The sequence below is a fragment of the Marinobacter alkaliphilus genome (genome assembly GCF_055394375.1).
The window spans coordinates 1,841,871-1,863,471 of the sequence record NZ_AP043751.1 but is presented as its reverse complement, the minus strand read 5'-3'; the positions used below and the strand labels follow the sequence as shown (position 1 = coordinate 1,863,471).

General features: G+C 57.3%; 16 protein-coding genes. 7 read left to right on the top strand and 9 right to left on the bottom strand.

The window, feature by feature from the left end; genetic code table 11:
• Nucleotides 1-2: 2 nt before the first annotated feature.
• From narH to ACZ5Q2_RS08390, 3 genes are all read right to left on the bottom strand, one after another.
• Complete coding sequence (gene narH / locus ACZ5Q2_RS08400) at nt 3-1,580, bottom strand: nitrate reductase subunit beta (RefSeq protein ID WP_138435260.1); 1,578 nt, start codon at nt 1,578-1,580, stop codon at nt 3-5.
• Entirely contained in the window at nt 1,577-5,320 is a 3,744-nt protein-coding gene (locus tag ACZ5Q2_RS08395; protein WP_374787349.1) for a nitrate reductase subunit alpha, read from the bottom strand. The genes narH and ACZ5Q2_RS08395 overlap by 4 nt, the downstream gene beginning before the upstream one ends.
• 122 nt (nt 5,321-5,442) lie before the next feature.
• A complete protein-coding gene (locus tag ACZ5Q2_RS08390; RefSeq protein WP_061332600.1) occupies nt 5,443-6,711 on the bottom strand; it encodes an MFS transporter in 1,269 nt (422 codons plus the stop codon).
• Between the two features lie 183 nt (nt 6,712-6,894).
• Between ACZ5Q2_RS08390 and ACZ5Q2_RS08385 the strand changes: the two genes are divergently transcribed.
• From ACZ5Q2_RS08385 to ACZ5Q2_RS08365, 5 genes are all read left to right on the top strand, one after another.
• A complete protein-coding gene (locus ACZ5Q2_RS08385; RefSeq protein WP_061332599.1) occupies nt 6,895-8,751 on the top strand; it encodes a histidine kinase in 1,857 nt (618 codons plus the stop codon).
• 29 nt (nt 8,752-8,780) lie between these two features.
• Nucleotides 8,781-9,440 carry a two-component system response regulator NarL gene (narL, locus tag ACZ5Q2_RS08380; protein ID WP_058092689.1) on the top strand — a complete coding sequence of 220 codons (660 nt, stop codon included), beginning with the start codon at nt 8,781-8,783 and terminating at the stop codon, nt 9,438-9,440.
• A 69-nt stretch (nt 9,441-9,509) separates the two neighbouring features.
• Nucleotides 9,510-10,010 (top strand): ubiquinone anaerobic biosynthesis accessory factor UbiT, encoded by a 501-nt coding sequence (gene ubiT / locus ACZ5Q2_RS08375; protein ID WP_082780587.1) that lies wholly within the window; start codon nt 9,510-9,512, stop codon nt 10,008-10,010.
• A 71-nt stretch (nt 10,011-10,081) separates the two neighbouring features.
• Nucleotides 10,082-10,327, top strand: a complete 246-nt coding sequence (locus tag ACZ5Q2_RS08370) for a type II toxin-antitoxin system CcdA family antitoxin (RefSeq protein WP_061332598.1) — start codon at nt 10,082-10,084, stop codon at nt 10,325-10,327.
• Complete coding sequence (locus ACZ5Q2_RS08365) at nt 10,327-10,626, top strand: CcdB family protein (RefSeq protein WP_374787350.1); 300 nt, start codon at nt 10,327-10,329, stop codon at nt 10,624-10,626. Before ACZ5Q2_RS08370 ends, ACZ5Q2_RS08365 begins: the two co-directional genes overlap by 1 nt.
• Nucleotides 10,627-10,717: 91 nt before the next feature.
• On the opposite strand, the gene ACZ5Q2_RS08360 is transcribed toward ACZ5Q2_RS08365, so the two are convergent.
• The 5 genes from ACZ5Q2_RS08360 to ubiU form a co-directional block, all read right to left on the bottom strand.
• On the bottom strand, nt 10,718-11,356 hold the full coding sequence (locus tag ACZ5Q2_RS08360; protein WP_227510248.1) for a DUF2931 family protein: 639 nt from the start codon (nt 11,354-11,356) through the stop codon (nt 10,718-10,720).
• Complete coding sequence (locus ACZ5Q2_RS08355; protein ID WP_230713908.1) at nt 11,353-11,835, bottom strand: DUF2931 family protein; 483 nt, start codon at nt 11,833-11,835, stop codon at nt 11,353-11,355. Before ACZ5Q2_RS08355 ends, ACZ5Q2_RS08360 begins: the two co-directional genes overlap by 4 nt.
• Before the next feature lie 129 nt (nt 11,836-11,964).
• The gene (locus ACZ5Q2_RS08350; RefSeq protein ID WP_061333219.1) at nt 11,965-14,031 is read right to left on the bottom strand and encodes a T6SS phospholipase effector Tle1-like catalytic domain-containing protein; all 2,067 of its coding nucleotides are present in this window, start codon (nt 14,029-14,031) and stop codon (nt 11,965-11,967) included.
• A gap of 75 nt (nt 14,032-14,106) precedes the next feature.
• Nucleotides 14,107-15,012, bottom strand: coding sequence for a U32 family peptidase (locus tag ACZ5Q2_RS08345; protein WP_061333220.1), 906 nt, complete (start codon nt 15,010-15,012; stop codon nt 14,107-14,109).
• Between the two features lie 13 nt (nt 15,013-15,025).
• Nucleotides 15,026-16,021, bottom strand: coding sequence for a ubiquinone anaerobic biosynthesis protein UbiU (ubiU, locus tag ACZ5Q2_RS08340; protein ID WP_061333221.1), 996 nt, complete (start codon nt 16,019-16,021; stop codon nt 15,026-15,028).
• A gap of 283 nt (nt 16,022-16,304) precedes the next feature.
• On the opposite strand from ubiU, the gene ACZ5Q2_RS08335 reads away from it, so the two are divergent.
• A complete protein-coding gene (locus ACZ5Q2_RS08335) occupies nt 16,305-18,326 on the top strand; it encodes a methyl-accepting chemotaxis protein (protein WP_061333222.1) in 2,022 nt (673 codons plus the stop codon).
• Nucleotides 18,327-18,395: 69 nt separating this feature from the next.
• Here the strand turns inward: ACZ5Q2_RS08335 and hemN are convergent, their stop codons facing one another.
• The gene (gene hemN, locus ACZ5Q2_RS08330) at nt 18,396-19,805 is read right to left on the bottom strand and encodes an oxygen-independent coproporphyrinogen III oxidase (protein ID WP_061333223.1); all 1,410 of its coding nucleotides are present in this window, start codon (nt 19,803-19,805) and stop codon (nt 18,396-18,398) included.
• Between the two features lie 183 nt (nt 19,806-19,988).
• On the opposite strand from hemN, the gene ACZ5Q2_RS08325 reads away from it, so the two are divergent.
• Entirely contained in the window at nt 19,989-21,521 is a 1,533-nt protein-coding gene (locus tag ACZ5Q2_RS08325) for a cryptochrome/photolyase family protein (RefSeq protein WP_061333224.1), read from the top strand.
• Nucleotides 21,522-21,601 lie beyond the last annotated feature (80 nt).

Below are 21,601 nucleotides of genomic sequence, written 5' to 3'. Positions count from 1 at the left end.
CCTCAATCCTGCAGCTGTTTCGGGTCGACCTGCTTTACGGTCGCCAGCTTGCTGACCATGCTGGTGGTCTGCTTCTTGCCACCGAACAGGCTGAACTCGCTGTCGCCACCGTTGCAGCCGTCGCCGAAGCTGAAGCCACAACCACCACGCTCGCCGTAGGCGTCCGCATCCGGGAAAGCTTCCTTGGCCAGCTCGCGATGGCTGGTCGGAATCACGAAGCGGTCCTCGTAGTTGGCGATGGCCAGGTAGCGGTACATCTCATCCGCCTGGGCTTTGGTCAGGCCAGCTTCCTCAAGGGCGCGCAGGTCTTCTTTGCCTTCCACGGTCTCTGCACGCTTGTACAGACGCATGGCCATGATCCGCTTGAGCGCGCGAACAATGGGCTTCTCGTCACCGGCGGTCAGCAGGTTGGCCAGGTACTTGACCGGAATCCGCAGGCTTTCGATCTTCGGCAGCACGCCGTCGAACTCGACCTTACCGGCTTCCGCCGCAGACTGGATCGGGCTGAGCGGCGGCACGTACCAAACCATGGGCAGGGTGCGGTATTCCGGGTGCAGCGGCAGGGCCAGTTTCCAGTCCACCGCCATTTTGTAAACCGGGCTCTGCTGGGCGGCTTCGATCACGTTCATCGGGATGCCGTCTTTCTTCGCCTGCTCGATCACTTTCGGATCGAACGGGTCCAGGAAGATTTCCAGCTGCTTTTCGTAAAGCTCGTGCTCGCCCGGGGCGCTGGCCACTTCCTCAATGCGGTCTGCGTCGTACAGCAGCACACCGAGGTAGCGGATACGGCCGACACAGGTCTCGGAGCAAACGGTCGGCAGACCGGCTTCGATACGCGGGTAGCAGAAAATACACTTCTCGGACTTGCCGGTTTTCCAGTTGAAGTAGATCTTCTTGTACGGGCAGCCGGAGACACACATCCGCCAGCCGCGGCACTTGTCCTGGTCGATCAGTACAATGCCGTCTTCTTCGCGCTTGTAGATGGCACCGCTCGGGCAACTGGCCACACACGCCGGGTTCAGGCAGTGCTCGCACAGGCGCGGCAGGTACATCATGAAGGTGTTCTCGAACTGGCCGTAGATGTCTGCCTGCACCTGATCAAAGTTCTTGTCTTTGCGGCGCTTGGCAAACTCGGTGCCCAGGATTTCTTCCCAGTTCGGGCCCCATTCGATTTTCTTCATGCGCTCGCCGGAGATCAGCGACCGAGGCCGGGCGACCGGCTGGTGCTTCACATCACCGGCGGTGTGCAGGTGCTGGTAGTCGTAGTCAAACGGTTCGTAGTAGTCATCGATTTCCGGCAGGTCCGGGTTGGCGAAGATGTTCGCCAGTACCCGGAACTTGCCGCCGATGCGGGGGCGGATTTTGCCGGAGCTGTCGCGCATCCAGCCGCCCTTCCACTTGTCCTGGTTCTCCCATTCTTTCGGGTAGCCGATGCCAGGCTTGGTTTCGACGTTGTTGAACCAGGCGTATTCCATGCCTTCACGGCTTGTCCATACGTTTTTGCAGGTGACGGAACAGGTGTGGCAACCAATGCACTTGTCCAGGTTCAGCACCATGCCGACTTGGGAACGGATTTTCATTTTACTGCCTCCTGAGCATAGTCATTGCCTTCACCGTCGAGCCAGTCCACGTTCTTCATCTTGCGGACCACCACGAACTCGTCCCGGTTGGAACCTACGGTGCCGTAGTAGTTGAAGCCGTAGGAATACTGGGCATAGCCACCAATCATGTGGGTCGGTTTCGGGCACACACGGGTGACCGAGTTATGGATGCCGCCCCGGGTACCGGTAATTTCAGAGCCCGGTACGTTCACGTTGCGTTCCTGGGCGTGGTACATCATCACCATGCCAGGCATCACCCGCTGGCTGACCACCGCCCGGGCCGCAATGGCACCGTTACTGTTGAACAGCTCGATCCAGTCGTTGTCTTCAACCCCGATGTCTTTGGCATCGTCTTCACTCATCCACACGATGGGGCCACCGCGGGAGAGGGTCAGCATCAACAGGTTGTCGCTGTAGGTACTGTGAATACCCCACTTCTGGTGCGGCGTGATCCAGTTCAACGCTTTCTCCGGGTTACCGTTGCTGCGCTGATCCTGCATGCTCTCAATCGCCTTGGTGTTGATGGGCGGGCGATACACCAGCAGGCTTTCACCGAACGCGCGCATCCACTCGTGGTCCTGGTAGAACTGCTGGCGGCCGGTCAGGGTGCGCCAGGGAATCAGCTCGTGCACGTTGGTGTAGCCAGCGTTGTAGGACACATGCTCGTCTTCCAGACCAGACCAGGTCGGGCTGGAGATGATCTTGCGCGGTTGCGCCACGATGTCCCGGAAGCGGATTTTCTCCTCTTCCTTGTTCTTCGCCAGATGGGTGTGGTCCAGGCCGGTCATTTCAGACAGCGCGGCCCACGCCTTCACGGCAACCTGGCCGTTGGTTTCCGGCGCCAGGGTCAGAATCACTTCCGCGGCATCAATGGCGCTTTCAATCTTCGGACGTCCCGCGTTGGCACCTTCCAGATGGGTGTAGTTCAACTCCTTCAGGAAGTTGACTTCCTTCTCGGTGTTCCAGTTGATGCCCTTACCACCGTTACCCAGCTTGTCCATCAGCGGGCCAAGCGAGGTGAAGCGTGCGTAAGTGTTCGGGTAATCCCGCTCCACAGTGATGAAGTTGGGCGCAGTCTTGCCCGGGATCAGGTCGCATTCACCTTTTTTCCAGTCCTTCACATCGAACGGCTGGCCCAGTTCCGCCGGCGCATCGTGCAGCAGCGGCAGGGTGACCACATCTTTCTCGACACCCAGGTGGCCCTCAGCCGCCTTGGAGAAGGATTTGGCAATGCCCTTGTAGATTTCCCAGTCACTGCGCGCTTCCCAGGCCGGATCAGTGGCGGCGGTCAGCGGATGGATGAACGGGTGCATGTCTGAGGTGTTCAGGTCGTTCTTCTCGTACCAGGTAGCGGTCGGCAGAACGATGTCTGAATACAGGCAGGTGGTGGACATGCGGAAGTCCAGGGTCACCAGCAGGTCGAGCTTGCCCTGCGGGGCTTCGTCGCGCCACTTGACCTCTTGCGGCTTGGCACCGCCTTCCACGCCCAGGTCTTTGCCCTGCAGGCCGTTCTTGGTTCCCAGCAGGTACTTGAGCATGTACTCATGGCCTTTGCCGGACGAACCCAGCAGGTTGGAGCGCCAGATGAACAGGTTGCGCGGGCAGTTCTCCGGTGCTTCCGGATCTTCACTGGCGAAGGCCAGGGAGCCGTCCTTCATGGACTTGGCCACATAGTCGGAGACGTCCATGCCGGCCTTCTCGGCTTCCGCCGCAATACCCAGCGGGTTGCGGTTCAGCTGCGGTGCGGACGGCAACCAGCCCATGCGCTCGGCGCGCACGTTGTAGTCGATCAGGCTGCCACTGAATTTGGACTTGTCCGCCAGCGGCGACAGGATTTCGTCCACACCCAGTTTCTCGTAACGCCACTGGCCGGAATGGGCGTAGAAGAAGGAGGTAGAATTCATGTGGCGTGGCGGGCGCTGCCAGTCCAGGCCAAACGCCAACGGCTGCCAGCCAGTCTGCGGGCGCAGTTTTTCCTGGCCAACGTAGTGGGCCCAGCCACCGCCGCTCTGGCCGATACAGCCACACATGATCAGCATGTTGATCAGGCCACGGTAGTTCATGTCCATGTGGTACCAGTGGTTCATACCGGCACCCACGATGACCATGGAACGGCCCTTGGTCTTGTCGGCATTATCCGCAAACTCACGGGCAATGCGGATCACTTTCTCGGCGGGTACGCCGGTGATCTTTTCCTGCCAGGCCGGGGTGTAGGGCTTCACTTCGTCATAGGAAGTGGCGCCGTCGTCCTCGCCCAGGCCACGGCTGATGCCATAGTTGGCCACCATCAGGTCGTAAACGGTGACCACACGGCCTTCGGTGCCGTCAGCCAGCTGGACCTTACGGGTGCCGAGCTTGTGCTTGAGGATGTCCTTGATTTCCACGTGCTTGAAGTGATCGTGCTCGATACCACCGAAGTATGGGAAGGCCACGTCGACCACGTCGTCGTGCTTTTCAACCATGGAAAGCTGAAGGTTTACATCGGTGCCCTTGGCGGTCTGCTTCAGATTCCACTTGCCCTTCTCGCCCCAGCGGTAACCGATGGAGCCATTCGGTGCAGTCAGCTCGCCGGTGCTCTCGTCAATGGCGATGGTTTTCCATTCCGGGTTGTTTTCTTCACCCAGTCCGTCCACCAGATCGCTGGCCCGCAGGAAACGGCCCGGCACATAGCTGCCGTCGTCTTTTTCATCCAGCATGACCAGGTACGGCATGTCGGTGTAACGGCGCACGTAGTCGGTGAAGTATTCACTGGGTTTGTCGACGTGGAATTCTTTCAGGATCACGTGGCCCATGGCCATGCCCAGGGCGGCGTCGGTGCCCTGCTTGGGGTTCAGCCACTCGTCCGACAGCTTGGAGACCTCGGCGTAGTCCGGGGTGATGGCAACGGTCTTGGTACCCTTGTAGCGCACTTCGGTAAAGAAGTGGGCGTCCGGGGTACGGGTCTGTGGCACGTTGGAACCCCAGGCAATGATGTAGCCGGAGTTGTACCAGTCAGCGGATTCCGGCACGTCGGTCTGCTCACCCCAGGTTTGCGGGGAAGCCGGCGGCAGGTCGCAGTACCAGTCGTAGAAGCTCATGCACACGCCACCGATCATCGACAGGTAGCGGCTGCCGGCGGCGTAGGACACCATGGACATGGCAGGAATCGGCGAGAAGCCAATGATGCGGTCCGGGCCGAACTTCTTGGCGGTGTAGACGTTGGAGGCAGCAATCAGCTCGTTGACTTCGTCCCAATTGGAACGAATGAAACCACCCATACCACGGCGGGGCTTGTACTCGGCGGTTTTCTTGGGGTCTTCAACAATGGACGCCCAGGCTTGCACCGGGTCGTTGAACTGAATTCGGGCCGCACGCCAGAGCTTCATCAGGCTCTTGCGCATCAGTGGGTACTTCAGGCGGTTAGCGCTGTACATGTACCAGGAATAGCTGGCACCCCGGGGGCAGCCGCGGGGCTCGTGGTTTGGCAGGTCCGGGCGGGTACGGGGGTAGTCGGTCTGCTGGGTTTCCCAGGTGACCAGGCCGTTCTTGACGTAAATCTTCCAGCTGCAGGAGCCGGTGCAGTTTACGCCGTGGGTGGAACGCACAACCTTGTCGTGCTGCCAGCGCTGGCGGTAGCTGTCTTCCCACTCGCGGCTGACTTCATGGGTTTCGCCGTGGCCGCCCGCGAACGGCTCGCGCTTCTTCCTGAAGTAACTCAGTTTGTCGATCAAATGACTCATGGTCTCTCTCTCCGTCTGCCGGATCGTTGCTCCGATTTGAGACCATTGTGTGTGAGAAAAACCGCGAAATCTGCGTGGTTACTACCACATAACCGGGCTGTACCACCGAGGTGGTAGCAGAGCTATATCCCCGGGTGGAGAAGGGTTCTGCGCTCCTCACGACGGGTGTCGCGGGCAAACATCAGCAGGCTGCTGCTGAGCAACAGGAACAGAATCATGAACACTGCCGTGCGCACCCCCAGCCACTGGTTGACGGCACCAAACAGGACCGGCAGAACAAACGCAACGGAACAGGCGGAGACCAACAAGAAGCCTGCGAACAAGGCGGCCTCGGCACGATTGACCAGTATCACCATTCGTTGCAGGCTCCCCATGGCACTCCCCATAGCGACACCCAGCACCAAAATCAAACTACCTTCAATCATCAGGGGCAGGGCAAATTCCACAGTGATGATCTCATCCACCCCCCTGACAAATAACGTCATTGGCGGGTAAGACAACACCGCTAGCGCCACCAGGCACAACACCAATGACCGCGTGGCGACCCTGGCACTGCCAAACCGGTCAGCCAGGCCACCACCCAGAATCTGCGCAAGGGCACCAGGAATAACGAACCACTGGGCCTGGCGTGCGCCCGCGTCCAGGGACAAGCCAAACTGTGCCGACAGGAAATCCGGCAACCAGAGCGCCAGGGCAAAGAAGCTTCCAGCCACCACGCCAAAGTAGGCAGTGAGCGGGAGCGAGCGACCACGTCTGAGTATTCGAACCATCTGCCCTACAGACCAGGGCCTGTCCGCCCCTGATTCACTGGATTCCGGATCGGTCAACATCACCAGCAGGGCAATCACCAGCAGCAATACAATCAGGTAGGCCAGAGGCACTCCCTGCCATGAGAACGCATCGTGAAACAGCGGCACCAGGTAATAGCTGAAGCCGGCCCCAGTGACTCCCGCACCAAAAACGCCAAGAACCAGCCCCAACCGTTTCGGCTTGCAGTGACTAACCACAAACTGCAGGCCGGCACTGTAGAATCCACCGGCCAGCCCCAGCCCGCCGGCAACCAGCAGGTAACCATAGAAACTATCGACTAGCAGGAGTAACCCCATACACATTGCCAACCCTGCCAGGCAGGCGAGCATCACGGCTCGGGCACCGAAACGCTGGGCGGCCAACCCGGCCGGAACTGCCAATACAGCACTGACGGCCATGGGCGCGGCCAGCAATATGCCGAACTGAAGACTGCTCAAGGCAAGATCGGCCCTGAGGTGCACTCCCGCCACGGCAAACAGCGTCCAGCATCCTGCCGCAACAACAAAGCCTGTCACTGCCAGCGGCAGAATCACCACCAGCGATGCCAGCTTGTCATCGTCCTGCTCCAGTCGGGTTTGCATCCTGTCACCTCGAATTAACCAACCTTTAGTGTCGGCTTTTGCTCTCCAAAGGGTCAAAGGCTATGATGGAGGACTATCCATTGGGGTAATTGACTATCCTCAAGGAGGTATCGGAACCGCAGTTCCTCGGTCATAATCTGGCCTGGAAAGGCACCTTTCGAACTCCCTAACAGACAACAACCCATGACATCCAGAAGTCCGCTAGTAAACCGACTCGCTGTGGTGATCGGCGCCATCGTGCTGACCGCTATCGTCAGCATGTCTACAACCCTGGCGGTTTCCAACAGCATTGAAGGCAATGCCACGGCCATCAACCTGGCCGGAGCGCTGCGAATGGGCGCCTTCCAGTTAATTGCCCGTTCTGCCACCGAAGATTACGAAAATGGACGGGCTACCTCAGGCGCACGCATCAATGATTATGAGCGCCGCCTTGAGGACACCGCCATCCTTCGCTCGGTTCCCGGCGCAGACGACCACCCTCTGGCACGACAGTACCGTCAGATGCTGGCGGCATGGCAGGACGAACTTAAACCAGCCCTTGAACAACATGAAGTAGGCACACCCATCACCCCGGCTATGGTTCAGGCTGTGGAGGACTACATCCAGGAAGTTGACCGCCTGGTGACTATGCTGGAACAGCGCACAGAAGCACGTGTTGATCTGCTGCACCTGATTCAGATCATCAGCATGGTGTTCTCGGTGCTGATCGTGATCGCCCTGTTCTACGACCTGAAAAACCGGATCCTTCGCCCCCTGCGAAAACTCGTGGCTATCGCCGGCGCCGTTGGCGAGAAAGATTTCTCCCGGAAAGCCGACCTGAAAGGTGCAGACGAGCTGGCACAACTGGGCCAGGCCTTCGACCAGATGACCAGCGAACTGGCCCTGACCTACTACGAACTGGAAGCCAAGGCCCGGCAGAAAACCGAGGAACTGGAAGTCAGCCACCAGGCCCTGCAGGTGATGCATTCGGCCAGTAGAGACCTGTTTGCCAATCATGACCTCTGTAATGGTGCCATTCCCATGCTGCAGGAGCTGGAGCTGCTGCTGGGCATTGGTCCGATCCGTCTGTTCCTGCATGACAAAGAATCCGCTGAGCCGGTAGAGGCCATCACCACGGCCACAGACAAGCGCCCGTTCTACTGCCGCGACCATCACTGTAATGCCTGCCTCGTAACACCCGAGGTCTATGATGAGATGCCATTGGAAAATAACGATGGGCGCCGTCTGTTATTGCCCATCCGGACACCCGGTCAGTTACTCGGCACCCTGGAGGTGTGGTACCCGGCAGAAAAAGGCTTGTCTGCCACCTCCCGCCGACTGCTGGAGACCCTCACCGACCAACTGGCAACGGCGATTTTCCTGGAACGGCAAATAACCGAGGAACAGCAACTGACCCTGGCGGAAGAACGCACCGTGATCGCCCGGGAGCTGCACGATTCACTGGCCCAGTCGCTGTCTTACCTGAAAATGCAGGTGACGCGGCTACGCCGGCTCAATATCACCGGCGACCAGAAGCCTGTTCACGATGACATTCTGGATGAACTCAGTACCGGTCTGAACAGCGCTTACCGCCAATTGCGTGAGCTACTGGCCACGTTCCGCCTGAAACTGGACACGCCAGACCTGGCCACCGCCTTGCGCAAAACCATTGATGAGTTTTCCGAAAGGCTGGGCCACCCGGTGGACTTTGAATACAACCTGCCGCCTCAGACGCTGTCGCCAAACGAGGAAATCCATACCCTGCAGATTATCCGCGAGGGACTGGCAAACGCCGTCAAGCATGCCGACGCTACGGTCATATCCGTTAAGGTGCTGTTCGAGTCTCCGCAGGTTCGGGCAAGTATTCGCGACAACGGCAAGGGCCTGCCCGGCGGCGACCAGCCGGTTAACCATTACGGCCTGGTGATCATGCAGGACCGCGCCCGAACGCTCGGGGGTAAGGTAAAGGTTGATAACCGGGACGAAGGCGGCGTGGAAGTGACATTAACATTCGTTCCCAAAAGCCGTAACCTGATTCCTACCGAATCTTCACCGGCCTGACCCAAACACCAACATCAACGAGAGAAACCATGGCTGAGACACCCGCAAGTATACTGCTGATTGACGACCACCCCCTGCTGCGACAGGGCATCAAGCAGTTGATCGGCATGGAAGACGACATGGAAGTGATCGGCGAGGCAAGCAACGCCGCCGACGGCATCAAGCTGGCCCTGGAAACCGAGCCGGATTTGATCCTGATGGACCTGAACATGCCCGAGATGGACGGCATTGAAGCTCTCAAACACCTGCGGGACCAGAACATCAGCTCGCGTATTGTCATGTTTACCGTGTCTGACCAGGAAGACGATGTGGTTGCCGCCCTGCGTGCCGGTGCCGACGGCTACCTGCTGAAAGACATGGAGCCGGAAGATATGATCGCCCAGTTACACCAGGCGGCTGTTGGCAAAATGGTCATCAGTGACCGGCTAACAACGTTACTGGCCCAGGCCCTGCGTTCCAACAAACCGCAGCAGTCATCCCGGCCGGACTTCGACAGCCTGACGCCGCGTGAAAAAGACATACTGCGCCTGATTGCCGAAGGCCTCTCCAACAAGATGATCGGCCGCAAGCTGGACATCAGCGACGGCACAGTAAAAGTGCACGTAAAGCACCTGCTCAAGAAACTCAACTTGCGCTCGCGGGTTGAAGTAGCCGTTTGGGCCGTGGAAGAAGGTCTCCACAAGGGCTGAGTTAAATCAAGTCGCCGCCGGCGACCTTTTGATACTCTGGGCGGGTTGTCGTCCTGCCCGGAGTTAAATATGGCCTTTTCGCTACCTCCCATCGCGTCTTTGCACAGCCCATTACTGGAGCAATCCATCGCGGTTCTGCAGGAATACCTGCCCTCCCCGACGCCGCTGCTGGACACCATCGACCGCAACATACCCGTCAGCTTCAAACAACTGGTTGCCGAAGCCCCGCTGAACCGCCTGTTTGCAGAAGCGCTGGCTGAGGGCGAATTCGATGATTTTGAAGGTCGGACAATCAGGCTGGAAGTGAACGGTGGTCAACCGGGCATCACCATCGGTTTCTGGGCTGGCCGGCTTCGCGTTGTGGAAAGCCCAGGCGAAGCGACCATTCGGGGTTCGCTGGCAGCCTTCAAAACCCTCGCAGAGCGCCGGCAAGACCCGGACCAGCTGTTTTTCCAGCGGCGCCTGGTGATTGAGGGGGATACCGAGCTGGGGCTGGCTTTGAAGAATCTTCTGGATAGTCTGGAGTGGGATTTGTCACCGCGCCGCCTACTGTTTCTCGAATCAGTCTGAGTCAGCGGGCTATTGATGTGCAATTAACATGCGCATAAAATTGGCGCATCGATCTGTGCAAGGACTGAACCATGCAATCCGCCCAAGCTACCAAATCCATACGAAAGCCAACGAACCTGTCGCTAGATAGTGCCCTCCTAAAAGAGGCGAAAGCTCTGGGAATCAATGTTTCACGATCAGCAGAGGCAGGGATCGCGGAGGCTGTGAAGCTTCATAAACAGCAGAAGTGGTTGAAAGAAAATGCCAGAGCCCTCGCAAGCTCTAATGCATACGTTGAAGCTAACGGCCTGCCTCTTGCACGGCACCGGCAGTTCTGATGGCCCGTTTCGATATCTTTGAAAATAAGGATGGGGCTGGCTATCTGCTGGATGTTCAGTCAGACCTTCTCAGTGGCTTGAACACCCGAGTTGTTGTGCCACTGTTGCCCAAATCCTCGGCGCCTACCCCTGCCCAGAGGCTGAATCCAGTCTTTAACATTGAGGGCCAGGAGGTAGTCATGGCTACTCAGTATATGGCTGCTGTGCCTGAAGGGGAATTGCGTTTTGGCGCCGGCAGCCTTGCTGGGCAACAAGATGAAATTTCCGCGGCGTTGGACATGCTGTTCTTGGGATTTTGAAAATTGTTGCCGAAGCGGGAGGTCTACTGGTGCTGTGGACGGGGCATTAGCAGAAAGCCGTGTAGAAACCGCACGTATCTAACTTACTCGATCACCAACCCTCCAACGGCACACCGTGTTTCTCAAGATAGGCACCGCTTCGCTCGAGGTAGTTCTTGGTCCGCTCTTTAAAAGCATTGAGGTTACCCTCGACTTCAATCGCCTGAACACGCATTACCTCTACCGCGTTTGTTCGCTGGCTCATCATCCAGACAACCACTTCTCCTCCGGGCGCCAACCCTAAAATCAAGTCGCTTCTTGGCAGGTGGCGTATCTCGCCATCTTGAGTCCTGTTGGGAGCAGGCACTCGCATTTGATCCTGCAAATCCGGCGGGACATCAATCATGATGGAATAGTATTTCTGCTCCGCAAAAGAAAACCAATGGATCGCGATCAGGTTGGGGAACGGATCCATCGAGCCCCCCGTTCCAAAAGGACCTCTGCCGCCCTCCCAGCAGCAGCCTTTATGGCCTGCAGGAATCCGCCAACTACGCTCTCCGGATTTTTCCAGATGCAGGTTAATGACCCACATGTCGTAGTGGCTCGGGGCAGCGACGCCGACATACCAAGGGAGATTATCCTTAGGCCAAAACGACAAACCGCCCCATATGGCAAGTCCCACTCCGCAAACCATAGCAGTTGGTCGTTTTTTGAATGCCCGCTTCACAAAGGCGTACACCGATCGGATCACCAACCCTCCAACGGCACACCGTGTTCTTCGATATACGAACCGTGTTGTTCTAAGTACTCCCTTGTGCGAATTTCAAACGCCTCGAGGTCGCCCTCAACTTCGACAGCGGGCACTCGCATGACTTCGACGGCATTAGATCGTTGGCTCATCATCCACACAACCACCTCACCACCAGGCGCAAGCCCCAAAACCAAAGTCCTTCTTGGCTTCATCAGAACATCTTTGCTTTGAGTGGCTGTAGGAGCAGGCACACGCATACGGTCCTGCAAGTCCGAGGGAACCTCAAACAACGTGGAGTAGAATTTTTGTTCAGAAAATGAGAACCAATGCAATGCGATCAAGCTGGGGAACGGATCTATCGGGCCTCCAGAACCGAAGGGGCCGTCAGGACCCATCCAGCAACATCGAACCCCACCTCCAATAGGTGCGCGCCAGCTCCTAACACCAGGCTTCTCCAAATGAGCATTGATTATCCACATTTCGTAGTGCTGGGGTGCGACAGCAACGAGACTCCAGTTTATGTCGTCGTCATCCGTATAAGAGCATCCGAAAACCATTAAACTTAGGCTAACCAGAAGCATAGTTCTCTTTAAATCCACAACCTGTCCTCATCGATTAGGATAAATAACCCGCTCCCCGGATTGAGTGGGCGCATTTGGCGCCACAAGGCCAGGCAATCGCAACGATGCGATCCGCCCAAATACCGTAAAGTCGATTGAATTGTAATGCGCCGAATAATGGATATAGCGCTGGCGAACTAAGTCCCGACTTTCTGGTGTGAGAGATGGATTATTGGAACCAGCATTTATTTGCGAACGCAATTCTTCATCGATCAGATTCAGATCCTTCGGCAACCGAAGAGCCCCATCCCTCGGGTCAATGCTTGCTAATGGGACACCCTCATTGACAGCTAACTCATGCATTACTCTTAAAGCTATCCGGGAATACTCCCCGCGTACCTGGCGGGCCATTCTTAGGGCGAGTTCAGCCATGCGACCGCTATGCGGTGTCCGCTGCGTTATGAAGTTAGTGTGAATATCGAGACTGGCTTCACTTTCCAACTCCTGAATACTCGGTGTTGGGTGAGACTGCTCTATAACTGTCATCGGCAAACTATATTCGCCAATCCACTTCTCGGCCTCAATTTGCTTTCTCACGATATCGAGCTCTTGCCATTTTGTTGTCTGCTCTGGTTGGTCAAACCAGGTGATGGAAACCCGTTCCGCTGGGGTAATCAGCACATCTTCTCGCACGCTTTCACCGTAGCCGCCCCCGATATCAGAGTGCACGCCTGGAAGAGAAATTTCCCGAAAATTAGCCGGCAGGCTACCGTCTGGGTTTCGTAAACTATTTAAACAAAAGTTCTCACGGTGCTCGTCTGAGGCCACGAGATGAATAGCCCGTTTAACGTTCTCTGGACGAAGACAAACATTCACTGGATCGTTCTGACCATTGCCCGGGGAAAGGTCTAGTGCGAGCGGATTAACGATTGCAGCGACCGTATCAAAAAGCCCGACAAACCGAATATTGACCTGTTCCGGCCACTTAATACCCCGAGCATCCATAACCCGTCCCAACGCGCCCACTTCCCCCTGACTTATTTCATGAGCGGCATGGCGCGCCGAAGCAGCTCCCCGACTAAAACCAAATAGGTCAAATGTGATTGAAGTAATTGTCCGAGATAGTTCTAGCTCTTCAAGTCGCCCAGCGATCTCAGCAAAGCCCCGCTCTACCTGGTTAACAACCCCAGTTTGCCCCATCCCAGTTGTCATACCCACCAGCGAATCACTCGCTCCCGTTCTTGTACCTATACCAGGCGCATACACCCAAAATCGCTGCTTAATTTCGCCATCGCTGACTTTTTTGGACTCAACATACATATCCCTCAACTTCGCCACATTACTCGGCGCATTGGCATAACTCCCCCCAAGCATCATTGCCAGCCGATACCGACACTCCGCTTCGGTAATTTCACCGTCTTCAAGCGGGGTGAGGCATTCTTCCTGAACCCGGTCTTCCATCGCCCTGGAATTGTCCGCGTTATTCAGGGTACCGTCGGTGAACAAACCAATTTCCAGATGAATCTCCGGAGGCGTTTCAGACGCAGACGATTGTGGGGTTTGGGTCGTTGACGGCAAGGGCGCAACAGGGGTGGCCGGGAAGGGACTGTCCGAGGATGCCACTGATTGCCGTTGCAAAGCCTCCTCCTTGCGCAGGAGCCTCAGCTCTGTGCTGAAGAGTCCAACAGACAACGAACCAATGCCTCTACCACCGTGATGGGCCAGTTGTTGCGGCGTGATGTTGTTTTCGTTCAAACTCTGGACGCTATCCCTCAGGGCAAACCGACAGGCGCTGTCATTGATCATCCACCGCCCTTGCCCTGATGCATCCTCTCTCCAGCTCACTACCGGATCAAAGGGCTTTCCATCACAATGGCCGTATACCAGCCACAGCTTTCCTTCTCGGAGTCGATTACTGACTTCATTTATCAATCGCATCCGTTGGTCCGGTCGTAAACCGGACGAAGCCACTCGGTCAAGTATCTTGTTTAGATTGAAGCGATGACCGTGACGGTCATTCTCCAGCAGGTTTCTGGCTTTTTCAGCAGCAAAGAAGGGCGATTCCAGGTTGGGCAGATGTGCCGCAACCAGATCGAAAGTTTTGACAATATCCATCGTTCGTCATCCGTTGACTGAGTTTAAACATCCCTGTGATGCAACAGCCGTCCAAAGCTCGTTGCAATCAAAAATTTATTGTAATCCAGGGTCCTGCACCAAATCCATCCCCGGCCTGCCATACCAGTACCCATTACACGGCGGCGCTTCCACCAGCTGCAGCGGGTCGGTGGCTGGCACTTCCCCCCGGCGTACCTGGTCAAAGCGTTTGACTACCTCATCCATGCCCTGATGCTCGGGACTCAAGCGCACGGTGCTCACGCCCATTCGTTCCATATCCGGCAACTCCCGCATCAGGTCATAGCGGGAGCCAGACAGGGTAGAAATGCCGTTCAGGCGGAACAACTCCTGGCTTTCCCGTGAGCGCAGCTCCATACCATCGGGGTGCTCCAGGCAACGGAACTCACAGTTGTCCTTGGGCAGGTTGTAATGGCGGGCGGTGAAGCAACGGGACGACCAGGCCAGCGGCAGGAAGCCCCAGGAGAATACCTCGGCGGGCAGATCCAGGCCTTCGGCCTTCAATTCCCTGATCAGCTGGTCCAGGGTTTCCTTCCCAAGTTCCACCGGCAGGTTCCAGCCTTGCAGTCCCTGTCTGGCCAGGATTTTCAGGGTGGCGGTGTTGTAGATGTTCATGGACGGGCCGGTCACAAATGGAATGTTGCTGCGGATGGCCACCTGTAAGGCGCTCTGGTCGTTGGCTTCCACAAGGAAATCATCCTGTTCGCAGAACCGGCGCAAGCGGCGCAGGTCGGCTTCGGATTCAATCAGCGTGAGGGTAGAAAGCACCACGCTCTTGCCGCAGGCTTTCAGGTCGCGGGCCAGGTCAAGCCAGTCATCCGGCTTCAGTTCCCGGCGACGGGAACAGACCACCTCGCCAAGATAAATGGTATCTACCGGCCATTCAGCGGCCTTGGCGTAGAAGTCGAACACGGACTGCTTGGACCAGAACCACAGAATCGGGCCAAGGGATAGTTTCATCATAATCAGCTAAACCTTATTTCCACTTGCGGTGATAAGCGCCAATGGTGGTCAGGCCACCCTCGGACAGCCCGGCCAGCGTCTGATTCCACTGGCTCTCTACGGAAAACACGCCCGGTGTTGCTTCCAGCCGATCCAGCGCCTGGCGCCAGGTGCGGGCCACGTCGGCAATGTAGGCGGGGCTGCGTTGGCGGCCCTCGATCTTCACCGCGCTGATGCCCAGCTCTTTTAGCTCTGGCAGCAGGTCCAGGGTATTGAGGCTAACCGGCTCTTCAATGGCGTGATAGACACTGCCCTCCACTTCAAAGCGGCCCTTGCACAGGGTTGGGTAACCGGCCGACTCGCCCTGGCCATAACGGTCGATTAAGACATCGTTCAGGCGGGATTCGAGACCTTGCGGGGTTTCCTGCCAGCGCACGGCTTTGGCGGGCGAGCAGGCGCCTCGTGTGTTGGGAGACTCATCGGTGAGATAGGAAGACAGGTAACAACGGCCCTCCGCCATGATGCACAGACTGCCGAAGGCGAACACTTCCAGCTCCACCGGGCTGTGTTTGGCAACGCCCCTCACCTGATCAATGGACAGTACACGGGGCAGAACCGCCCGGCGGATATCGAAGTTGTCTTTATAGAACGAGAGGGCTTCGTGGCTGGTGGCAGAACCCTGTACCGACAAATGGCGCGGGGTGTCCGGATATTTGCTGGCGGCGTATTCCAGCAGCCCCATATCGGCCAGGATGATGGCATCCACACCCAGGTTCGCGGCGCGGTCCACCGCACCCTTCCATTGTTCCCAGCCATCAGGCTGCGGATAGGTGTTGATGGCACAGAATACGCGACTGCCCTTTGAGTGGGCGTATTCAATGCCCTCCCCTGCGCGCTTTTCGTTAAAGTTCAGGCCAGCAAACTGGCGGGCATTGGTGCTGTCGCGAAAGCCGAAGTACACCGCATCGGCGCCGTTATCGACGGCGGTTTTCAGGGCGGGCAGGCTACCGGCGGGGCAGACAAGTTCCATGGTTTTCTCCGCTGAAAGACGTGCCGGCACCATACCCGCCAAGCCACTAAGGCACCTTGACCTTTGTCAGCGGAGCGGGCGATAACCGCCTTCTACCCCAAAAGCAGTACTCTACGCAGTTGCCCGTACAGGACCATTTTTTCTAACCAGGCCATACAGATAGCATTACTTTACAGGCACTTACAAAGCCCAACCTACCCCATCAGCTACCCCGATTCGTGAATACCCTCGGCTGCTACACTTGCCCACAATGGACGAATTAATTCAGTGAAGGGGATCTTCCATGTCATTTCTGAATAACCTCTCCATGCGGGGCAAGCTCATTACCCTCGTGCTTCCGGCCCTGCTGGTCATCGTTTTCTTTGCCGCTTTCAGTATCAGCCGTAACGCGGATGAGCTGGGCAACATGCGCCAGTTACAGGCCATGGTGAACCTGGCGGAGCTGGGAGATCCTTTGATTGAGTCCCTGCAAAAGGAGCGCGGCCGCTCGGCCGTTCTGCTGTCGAGCGCGACAGGTTCCAGCGGCGAGCAACAGTCAAAGCGCGACCTGGATGCCCAGCGCCAGGATACAGACCGAAGCCTTCGAACCTATCGCGACGGGCTCCGAGTCCTGGTGTCTGACACCGAATTTGATGGCGTGATCAAAGCCAGTATTGACCGCCTTGAACAGCAACTGTCCGGCCTTGGCAGGCTTCGCCAGGGCATCGACAACCGCAACATCAATAGTGCCGACTCTGCCAGCCAGTACACCACGATGATCATGGAAATGGTTGACCGGGTTCCCCTGCTGGTACGCCGCTCAACCGACGCCGACCTGAGCCGCCAGATCAACGGCTATTTTGCATTGGCGGGAGCTGTGGAAATGGCCGGGCGGGAGCGCGCTAACGGCGCGGCACTGATTCGATCCGGGGACTTTGACCTGCCAACGCTCGGGCGGGTAACCGGCATGAGCGGTCAGCAGGATGCCTACCTGAATTCGGCCATCAGTATGTTGCCGGGCGATTCGGAACTGCGGGGAGACATCACACAGCTGGCAAACCTACCGGTAAGCCGGGAATTTCGGAGCCAGCGTGAAACCCTGCTGAGCAGTCCGTCTGGCATGTATGCCCTGGACCCCGGCGAGTGGTTCACCGCAGCAACCAGACGAATTGAAGCCATCAACCGTATCCGCAGCCAGATGCTAGCCCAAGTGGAAGCCGCGGCTACCGAAGCGGTAGGTGATGCCCGCAAGGCACTTATTGGCGCCTCTACGATTGCAGGCGGTGCCATCATTATCGTGATCTTGCTGATGCTGGTGATCATCCACGCCATCCATAACCAGGTAGCCGCATTGTTGTCTGGCGTTCGTTATGCCATGGACAACAAAGACCTGACACGGCATATCCCGGTGTCCAGCCAGGACGAAACCGGCACTATTGCCAAGGCGGTCAACGAACTTTTCGGCCGGTTCAGCGAAGCCCTGATGCAGATCGATAAGGCCAGCGTGCAACTGGCCACCGCCACCGAAGAAACCAGCTCCACCGCGGGCCAGAATTCCGGCCAGATCAAGAACCAGCAACAGCAGATTGAGCAGGTAGCGGCCGCCACCGAAGAAATGTCCGCCACCTCGGAGGAAATCTCCCAGAACACCCAACAGGTTGCAGACGCTTCCAACAGCGCCATGGACAAGAGCCGGACCGGTGAGCAGGTGCTGCACTCAAGCGTTAAGCAAATCCGCACCCTGGCGCAATCGGTTCAGGAAGTAAATCAGGTGATCGAAGAGCTGGAGGAACGCAGCGGCACCATCAGTGAAGTAGTGGATGTCATCCGTAAAGTGGCGGACCAGACCAACCTGCTGGCTCTGAATGCTGCCATCGAGGCGGCACGAGCTGGCGAGCATGGCCGGGGCTTTGCAGTGGTGGCCGATGAGGTACGGACCCTGGCACAACAAACTCATGAATCGACCACCCAGATTGAAGACATCATCAACGGCTTCAAGACCATCACAGACAACGCCAGCCGATCCATTGTTGCCAGCCACAAGCTCGCCAACCAGACCAGCGAACAGGCCTCTGAGATGGAAAAAACCTTCGCGGACATCCTGACCGACGTAAATAGCATCTCCGACATGGCCACCCAGATTGCCACTGCATCGGAACAGCAAGTCGCGGTGACACGTGAACTGGCAGGCAGCATGGAGACAGTAAGTGAGGCCGCTATCCTGACGTTGACCGGATCACAGGAGATCAATCAGGTGACTCAGGAGCAGGCCAGGCTTGCCCGCAAACTCCAGGACCTGGCCAACGAGTTCAAAGTGGCTAGCTAATTCATCGAGTCAAACCAACAAGGGCTGCCATTTGGCAGCCCTTGTTGGTTCTGTTTACAGCAAACCCGGTCAGATAATCCGCGAGAACCGCTGGCTGGCACCTTCCTTGCGGTACATATCGAAGATCTGGCAGATGGCCCGAATCAGCAACCGGCCGGCGGGCTGCACCTGAAGTGCACCGCCATCATCGCCAATCAGTTCGTCCTGGATCATCGGCTTCAGGCGGTTCAGTTCATCCGCGAAGTACCGATCGAAGTCTTCGCTCCATTTGTCTGCAAACTGTTTGCGATCCAGGCGGAACTGGCAGATCAGCTGGCCGATCACCCACCGGCGAATCCGGTCATCCCGGCTCAGGCCAACGCCGCGAACGATCGCCAGTTGCCCGGCATCAATTGAGGCTTCCCAGGACGGCAAATCATGGTTGTTCTGGAAATAGGCGTCGTCAGTCTGGCCGATGGCAGACACCCCCAGAGACACCAAATCGCAATCCGAATGGGTGGTATAGCCCTGGAAGTTCCGGTGCAGCCGGCCCTCGCGCTGAGCCACGGCCAGGCTGTCGTCCGGCTTGGCGAAGTGGTCCATGCCGATGTATTCGTAACCGGCTTCCAGCAGGCGGTTGATGGTGTTATGCAGAATGGTCAGCTTCTGCTGCGGGCTTGGCAGAGTGTCGGCCTGAATCCGGGTTTGCGGGTAGAAGCGGTCCGGCAGGTGCGCGTAGCTGAACACGGAGAGCCTGTCCGGGGACATCTCGATCACCGATTCCAGGGTTTGTGCAAAACTTTCCGGGGTCTGGTACGGCAGGCCGTAGATCAGGTCCAGGTTAATGGAGCGGAAGCCGATACGGCGAGCTTCGTTCAGCACCGCTTCGGTCATGTCCCGGGGCTGGATGCGATTCACCGCTTTCTGTACTTGCGGGTTTACATCCTGCACACCAAGGCTGATGCGATTGAAACCCAGCTCCCACAGGGTCGACAGGGTATCCTGGTCCACTTCCCGAGGGTCAATCTCGACGCTGTAATCCCGCTCATCGCCAGACTGCAGGTTAAACAGATCAGCGTATCCGGCCATCAGGTGCTGCATCACATCCCGGGGCAAGAACGTTGGCGTGCCGCCGCCCCAATGCAACTGTTGCACCGGGCGGTCCGCCCCGAACAGTTTTGACTGGATAGCAGCTTCTTTCAGAACACGCTCCACGTAAGGCATAGCCTTATCGCGCTTTTTGGTGATCACCTTGTTGCAGGCACAGTAGTAACAGAGATGTGCACAGAACGGCAGGTGCGTGTACAAGGAAATGGGGCCACCGGCAGCCTTGCTGCGGCCGGCCGCTTTCACCATGTCTTCGATGCCGTACTTCTGGGTGAACTCGACCGCCGTGGGGTAAGACGTATAGCGGGGACCACTGAGGTCGTAGCGGCGAATCAGTGCCTCATCCCAGATGAAGGCGGGCAGGTTGTTTTCTGCAGCGTTGTTGGAAGCCATAGTTAAAACTCTGTCGTCAGAAAAGATCGGCAAGCCGGAAAGCATCCATTATGCCCTATCGGCCCCGAGCATCAGTTGATGCGTATCATCTGGAGTCTATCAGCATAGCCACTGAACCACCCTTGCGCCCATGGCGTATTCAGCCTACCCCTTTGGGATAATGCCAACACCGGAGCCGATGCCATGGCCAACCTGATTCTGATTCTCGGCGACCAGCTGAGCCACCAGCTTTCTGCACTCGAAGACGCAGATAAAGACAACGATCGGGTGGTGATGGCCGAAGTCCATGACGAGGCCAGCTACACCAATCACCACAAGAAAAAGCTAATATATATTTTCAGCGCCATGCGCCACTTCGCCCGGGAACTGGAACAACAAGGTTGGCACGTGCATTACCAGCACTACCATCCGGATAACCCGGAACAATCCCTGGAAGCGGTCGTTTCAAAGCTCGCCGCAGAGCACAGGCCCGAGAGACTGATCACCACCGAGTGCGGTGAATGGCGGCTGCACTCGCAGATCAGCCAGTGGCACGAACACCTGGGTATTCCAGTGGAGATTCGGCCAGACACCCGCTTTGTGTGCCGCAAACAGGAGTTCGCCGACTGGGCCAAGGGTCGCAAACAACTGCGCATGGAATTTTTCTACCGGGAAATGCGCAAAAAAACCGGCCTGCTGATGACACCCGAAGGCAAACCGGAGGGTGGCCAGTGGAATTTCGATTCCGACAATCGAAAGAAATGGTCCGGCAAACCGCCCGCGCCGGCGCCGTTTCGCGTGGAGCCCGATTCGGTTACCCGAGAGGTGATCCAGCTGGTAGAGGAGCACTTTCCCGACCATTTCGGCACCTCAGAGGACTTCCATTTTGCCGTCACGGCGGACCAGGCCCAGGCAGCGCTGGAACACTTTATCGACTTCGCCCTGCCCTGTTTCGGTGACTATCAGGATGCGCTGTCCGACCACGAAGACTGGTTGTTCCATTCCATCCTGTCCCCCTATCTGAACACCGGATTACTGGACCCGACGGACGTTTGCCAGGCGGTGGCACAAGCGTGGTATTCCGGGCGGGCGCCGCTGAACGCGGCAGAGGGGTTTATCCGCCAGATCATCGGCTGGCGCGAGTTTGTTCGCGGCATTTACTGGCTTCTGATGCCGGGTTACGCCAAAGAGAACCGGCTGAACAACCAGCGCAGCCTGCCCTGGTTCTACTGGACCGGTGAAACCAAAATGCGCTGTATGCACAAAGCCATTGATGCCACCGCCAGAAACGCCTACGCCCATCACATCCAGCGCCTGATGGTGACCGGCAACTTCGCCCTGCTGGCCGGCATACATCCGGAGGACATCTGTGACTGGTACCTGGCGGTCTACATCGATGCCTTCGACTGGGTAGAACTGCCTAATACACTGGGCATGGTGATGCACGCCGATGGCGGCTATCTGGGTTCCAAACCCTACGCCGCCAGTGGCAAATACATCCAGCGCATGTCGGACCACTGCCAGAACTGCCACTACCGGGTGCAGGATGCCACTGGAGAGAAAGCCTGCCCGTTTAATGCACTTTACTGGCATTTTATCGACCGCCATCGGGATGACTTTGCCAACAATCCGCGCATGGCCATGATGTATCGGAACTGGGATAAACAGCCAGATGAGCGGCGCCGTGCCATTCTCAGCCGCGGGGAGTGGCTGCTTGCCAATCTTGAGCAACTGTAACCTACCTGGGAAAAACAGCTAAGAGAAAATAAGCCGGTTGACTGCTATGCTGTATCCATCGGCAAATTGTCAGCAATAAG

What these genes read in the sequence shown, in the direction of transcription:
- narH (WP_138435260.1), bottom strand. Translation starts at nt 1,580, where the DNA reads ATGAAAATCCGTTCCCAAGTCGGCATGGTGCTGAACCTGGACAAGTGC.
- ACZ5Q2_RS08395 (WP_374787349.1), bottom strand. Translation starts at nt 5,320, where the DNA reads ATGAGTCATTTGATCGACAAACTGAGTTACTTCAGGAAGAAGCGCGAG.
- ACZ5Q2_RS08390 (WP_061332600.1), bottom strand. Translation starts at nt 6,711, where the DNA reads ATGCAAACCCGACTGGAGCAGGACGATGACAAGCTGGCATCGCTGGTG.
- ACZ5Q2_RS08385 (WP_061332599.1), top strand. Translation starts at nt 6,895, where the DNA reads ATGACATCCAGAAGTCCGCTAGTAAACCGACTCGCTGTGGTGATCGGC.
- narL (WP_058092689.1), top strand. Translation starts at nt 8,781, where the DNA reads ATGGCTGAGACACCCGCAAGTATACTGCTGATTGACGACCACCCCCTG.
- ubiT (WP_082780587.1), top strand. Translation starts at nt 9,510, where the DNA reads ATGGCCTTTTCGCTACCTCCCATCGCGTCTTTGCACAGCCCATTACTG.
- ACZ5Q2_RS08370 (WP_061332598.1), top strand. Translation starts at nt 10,082, where the DNA reads ATGCAATCCGCCCAAGCTACCAAATCCATACGAAAGCCAACGAACCTG.
- ACZ5Q2_RS08365 (WP_374787350.1), top strand. Translation starts at nt 10,327, where the DNA reads ATGGCCCGTTTCGATATCTTTGAAAATAAGGATGGGGCTGGCTATCTG.
- ACZ5Q2_RS08355 (WP_230713908.1), bottom strand. Translation starts at nt 11,835, where the DNA reads ATGTGGATAATCAATGCTCATTTGGAGAAGCCTGGTGTTAGGAGCTGG.
- ACZ5Q2_RS08350 (WP_061333219.1), bottom strand. Translation starts at nt 14,031, where the DNA reads ATGGATATTGTCAAAACTTTCGATCTGGTTGCGGCACATCTGCCCAAC.
- ACZ5Q2_RS08345 (WP_061333220.1), bottom strand. Translation starts at nt 15,012, where the DNA reads ATGATGAAACTATCCCTTGGCCCGATTCTGTGGTTCTGGTCCAAGCAG.
- ubiU (WP_061333221.1), bottom strand. Translation starts at nt 16,021, where the DNA reads ATGGAACTTGTCTGCCCCGCCGGTAGCCTGCCCGCCCTGAAAACCGCC.
- ACZ5Q2_RS08335 (WP_061333222.1), top strand. Translation starts at nt 16,305, where the DNA reads ATGTCATTTCTGAATAACCTCTCCATGCGGGGCAAGCTCATTACCCTC.
- hemN (WP_061333223.1), bottom strand. Translation starts at nt 19,805, where the DNA reads ATGGCTTCCAACAACGCTGCAGAAAACAACCTGCCCGCCTTCATCTGG.
- ACZ5Q2_RS08325 (WP_061333224.1), top strand. Translation starts at nt 19,989, where the DNA reads ATGGCCAACCTGATTCTGATTCTCGGCGACCAGCTGAGCCACCAGCTT.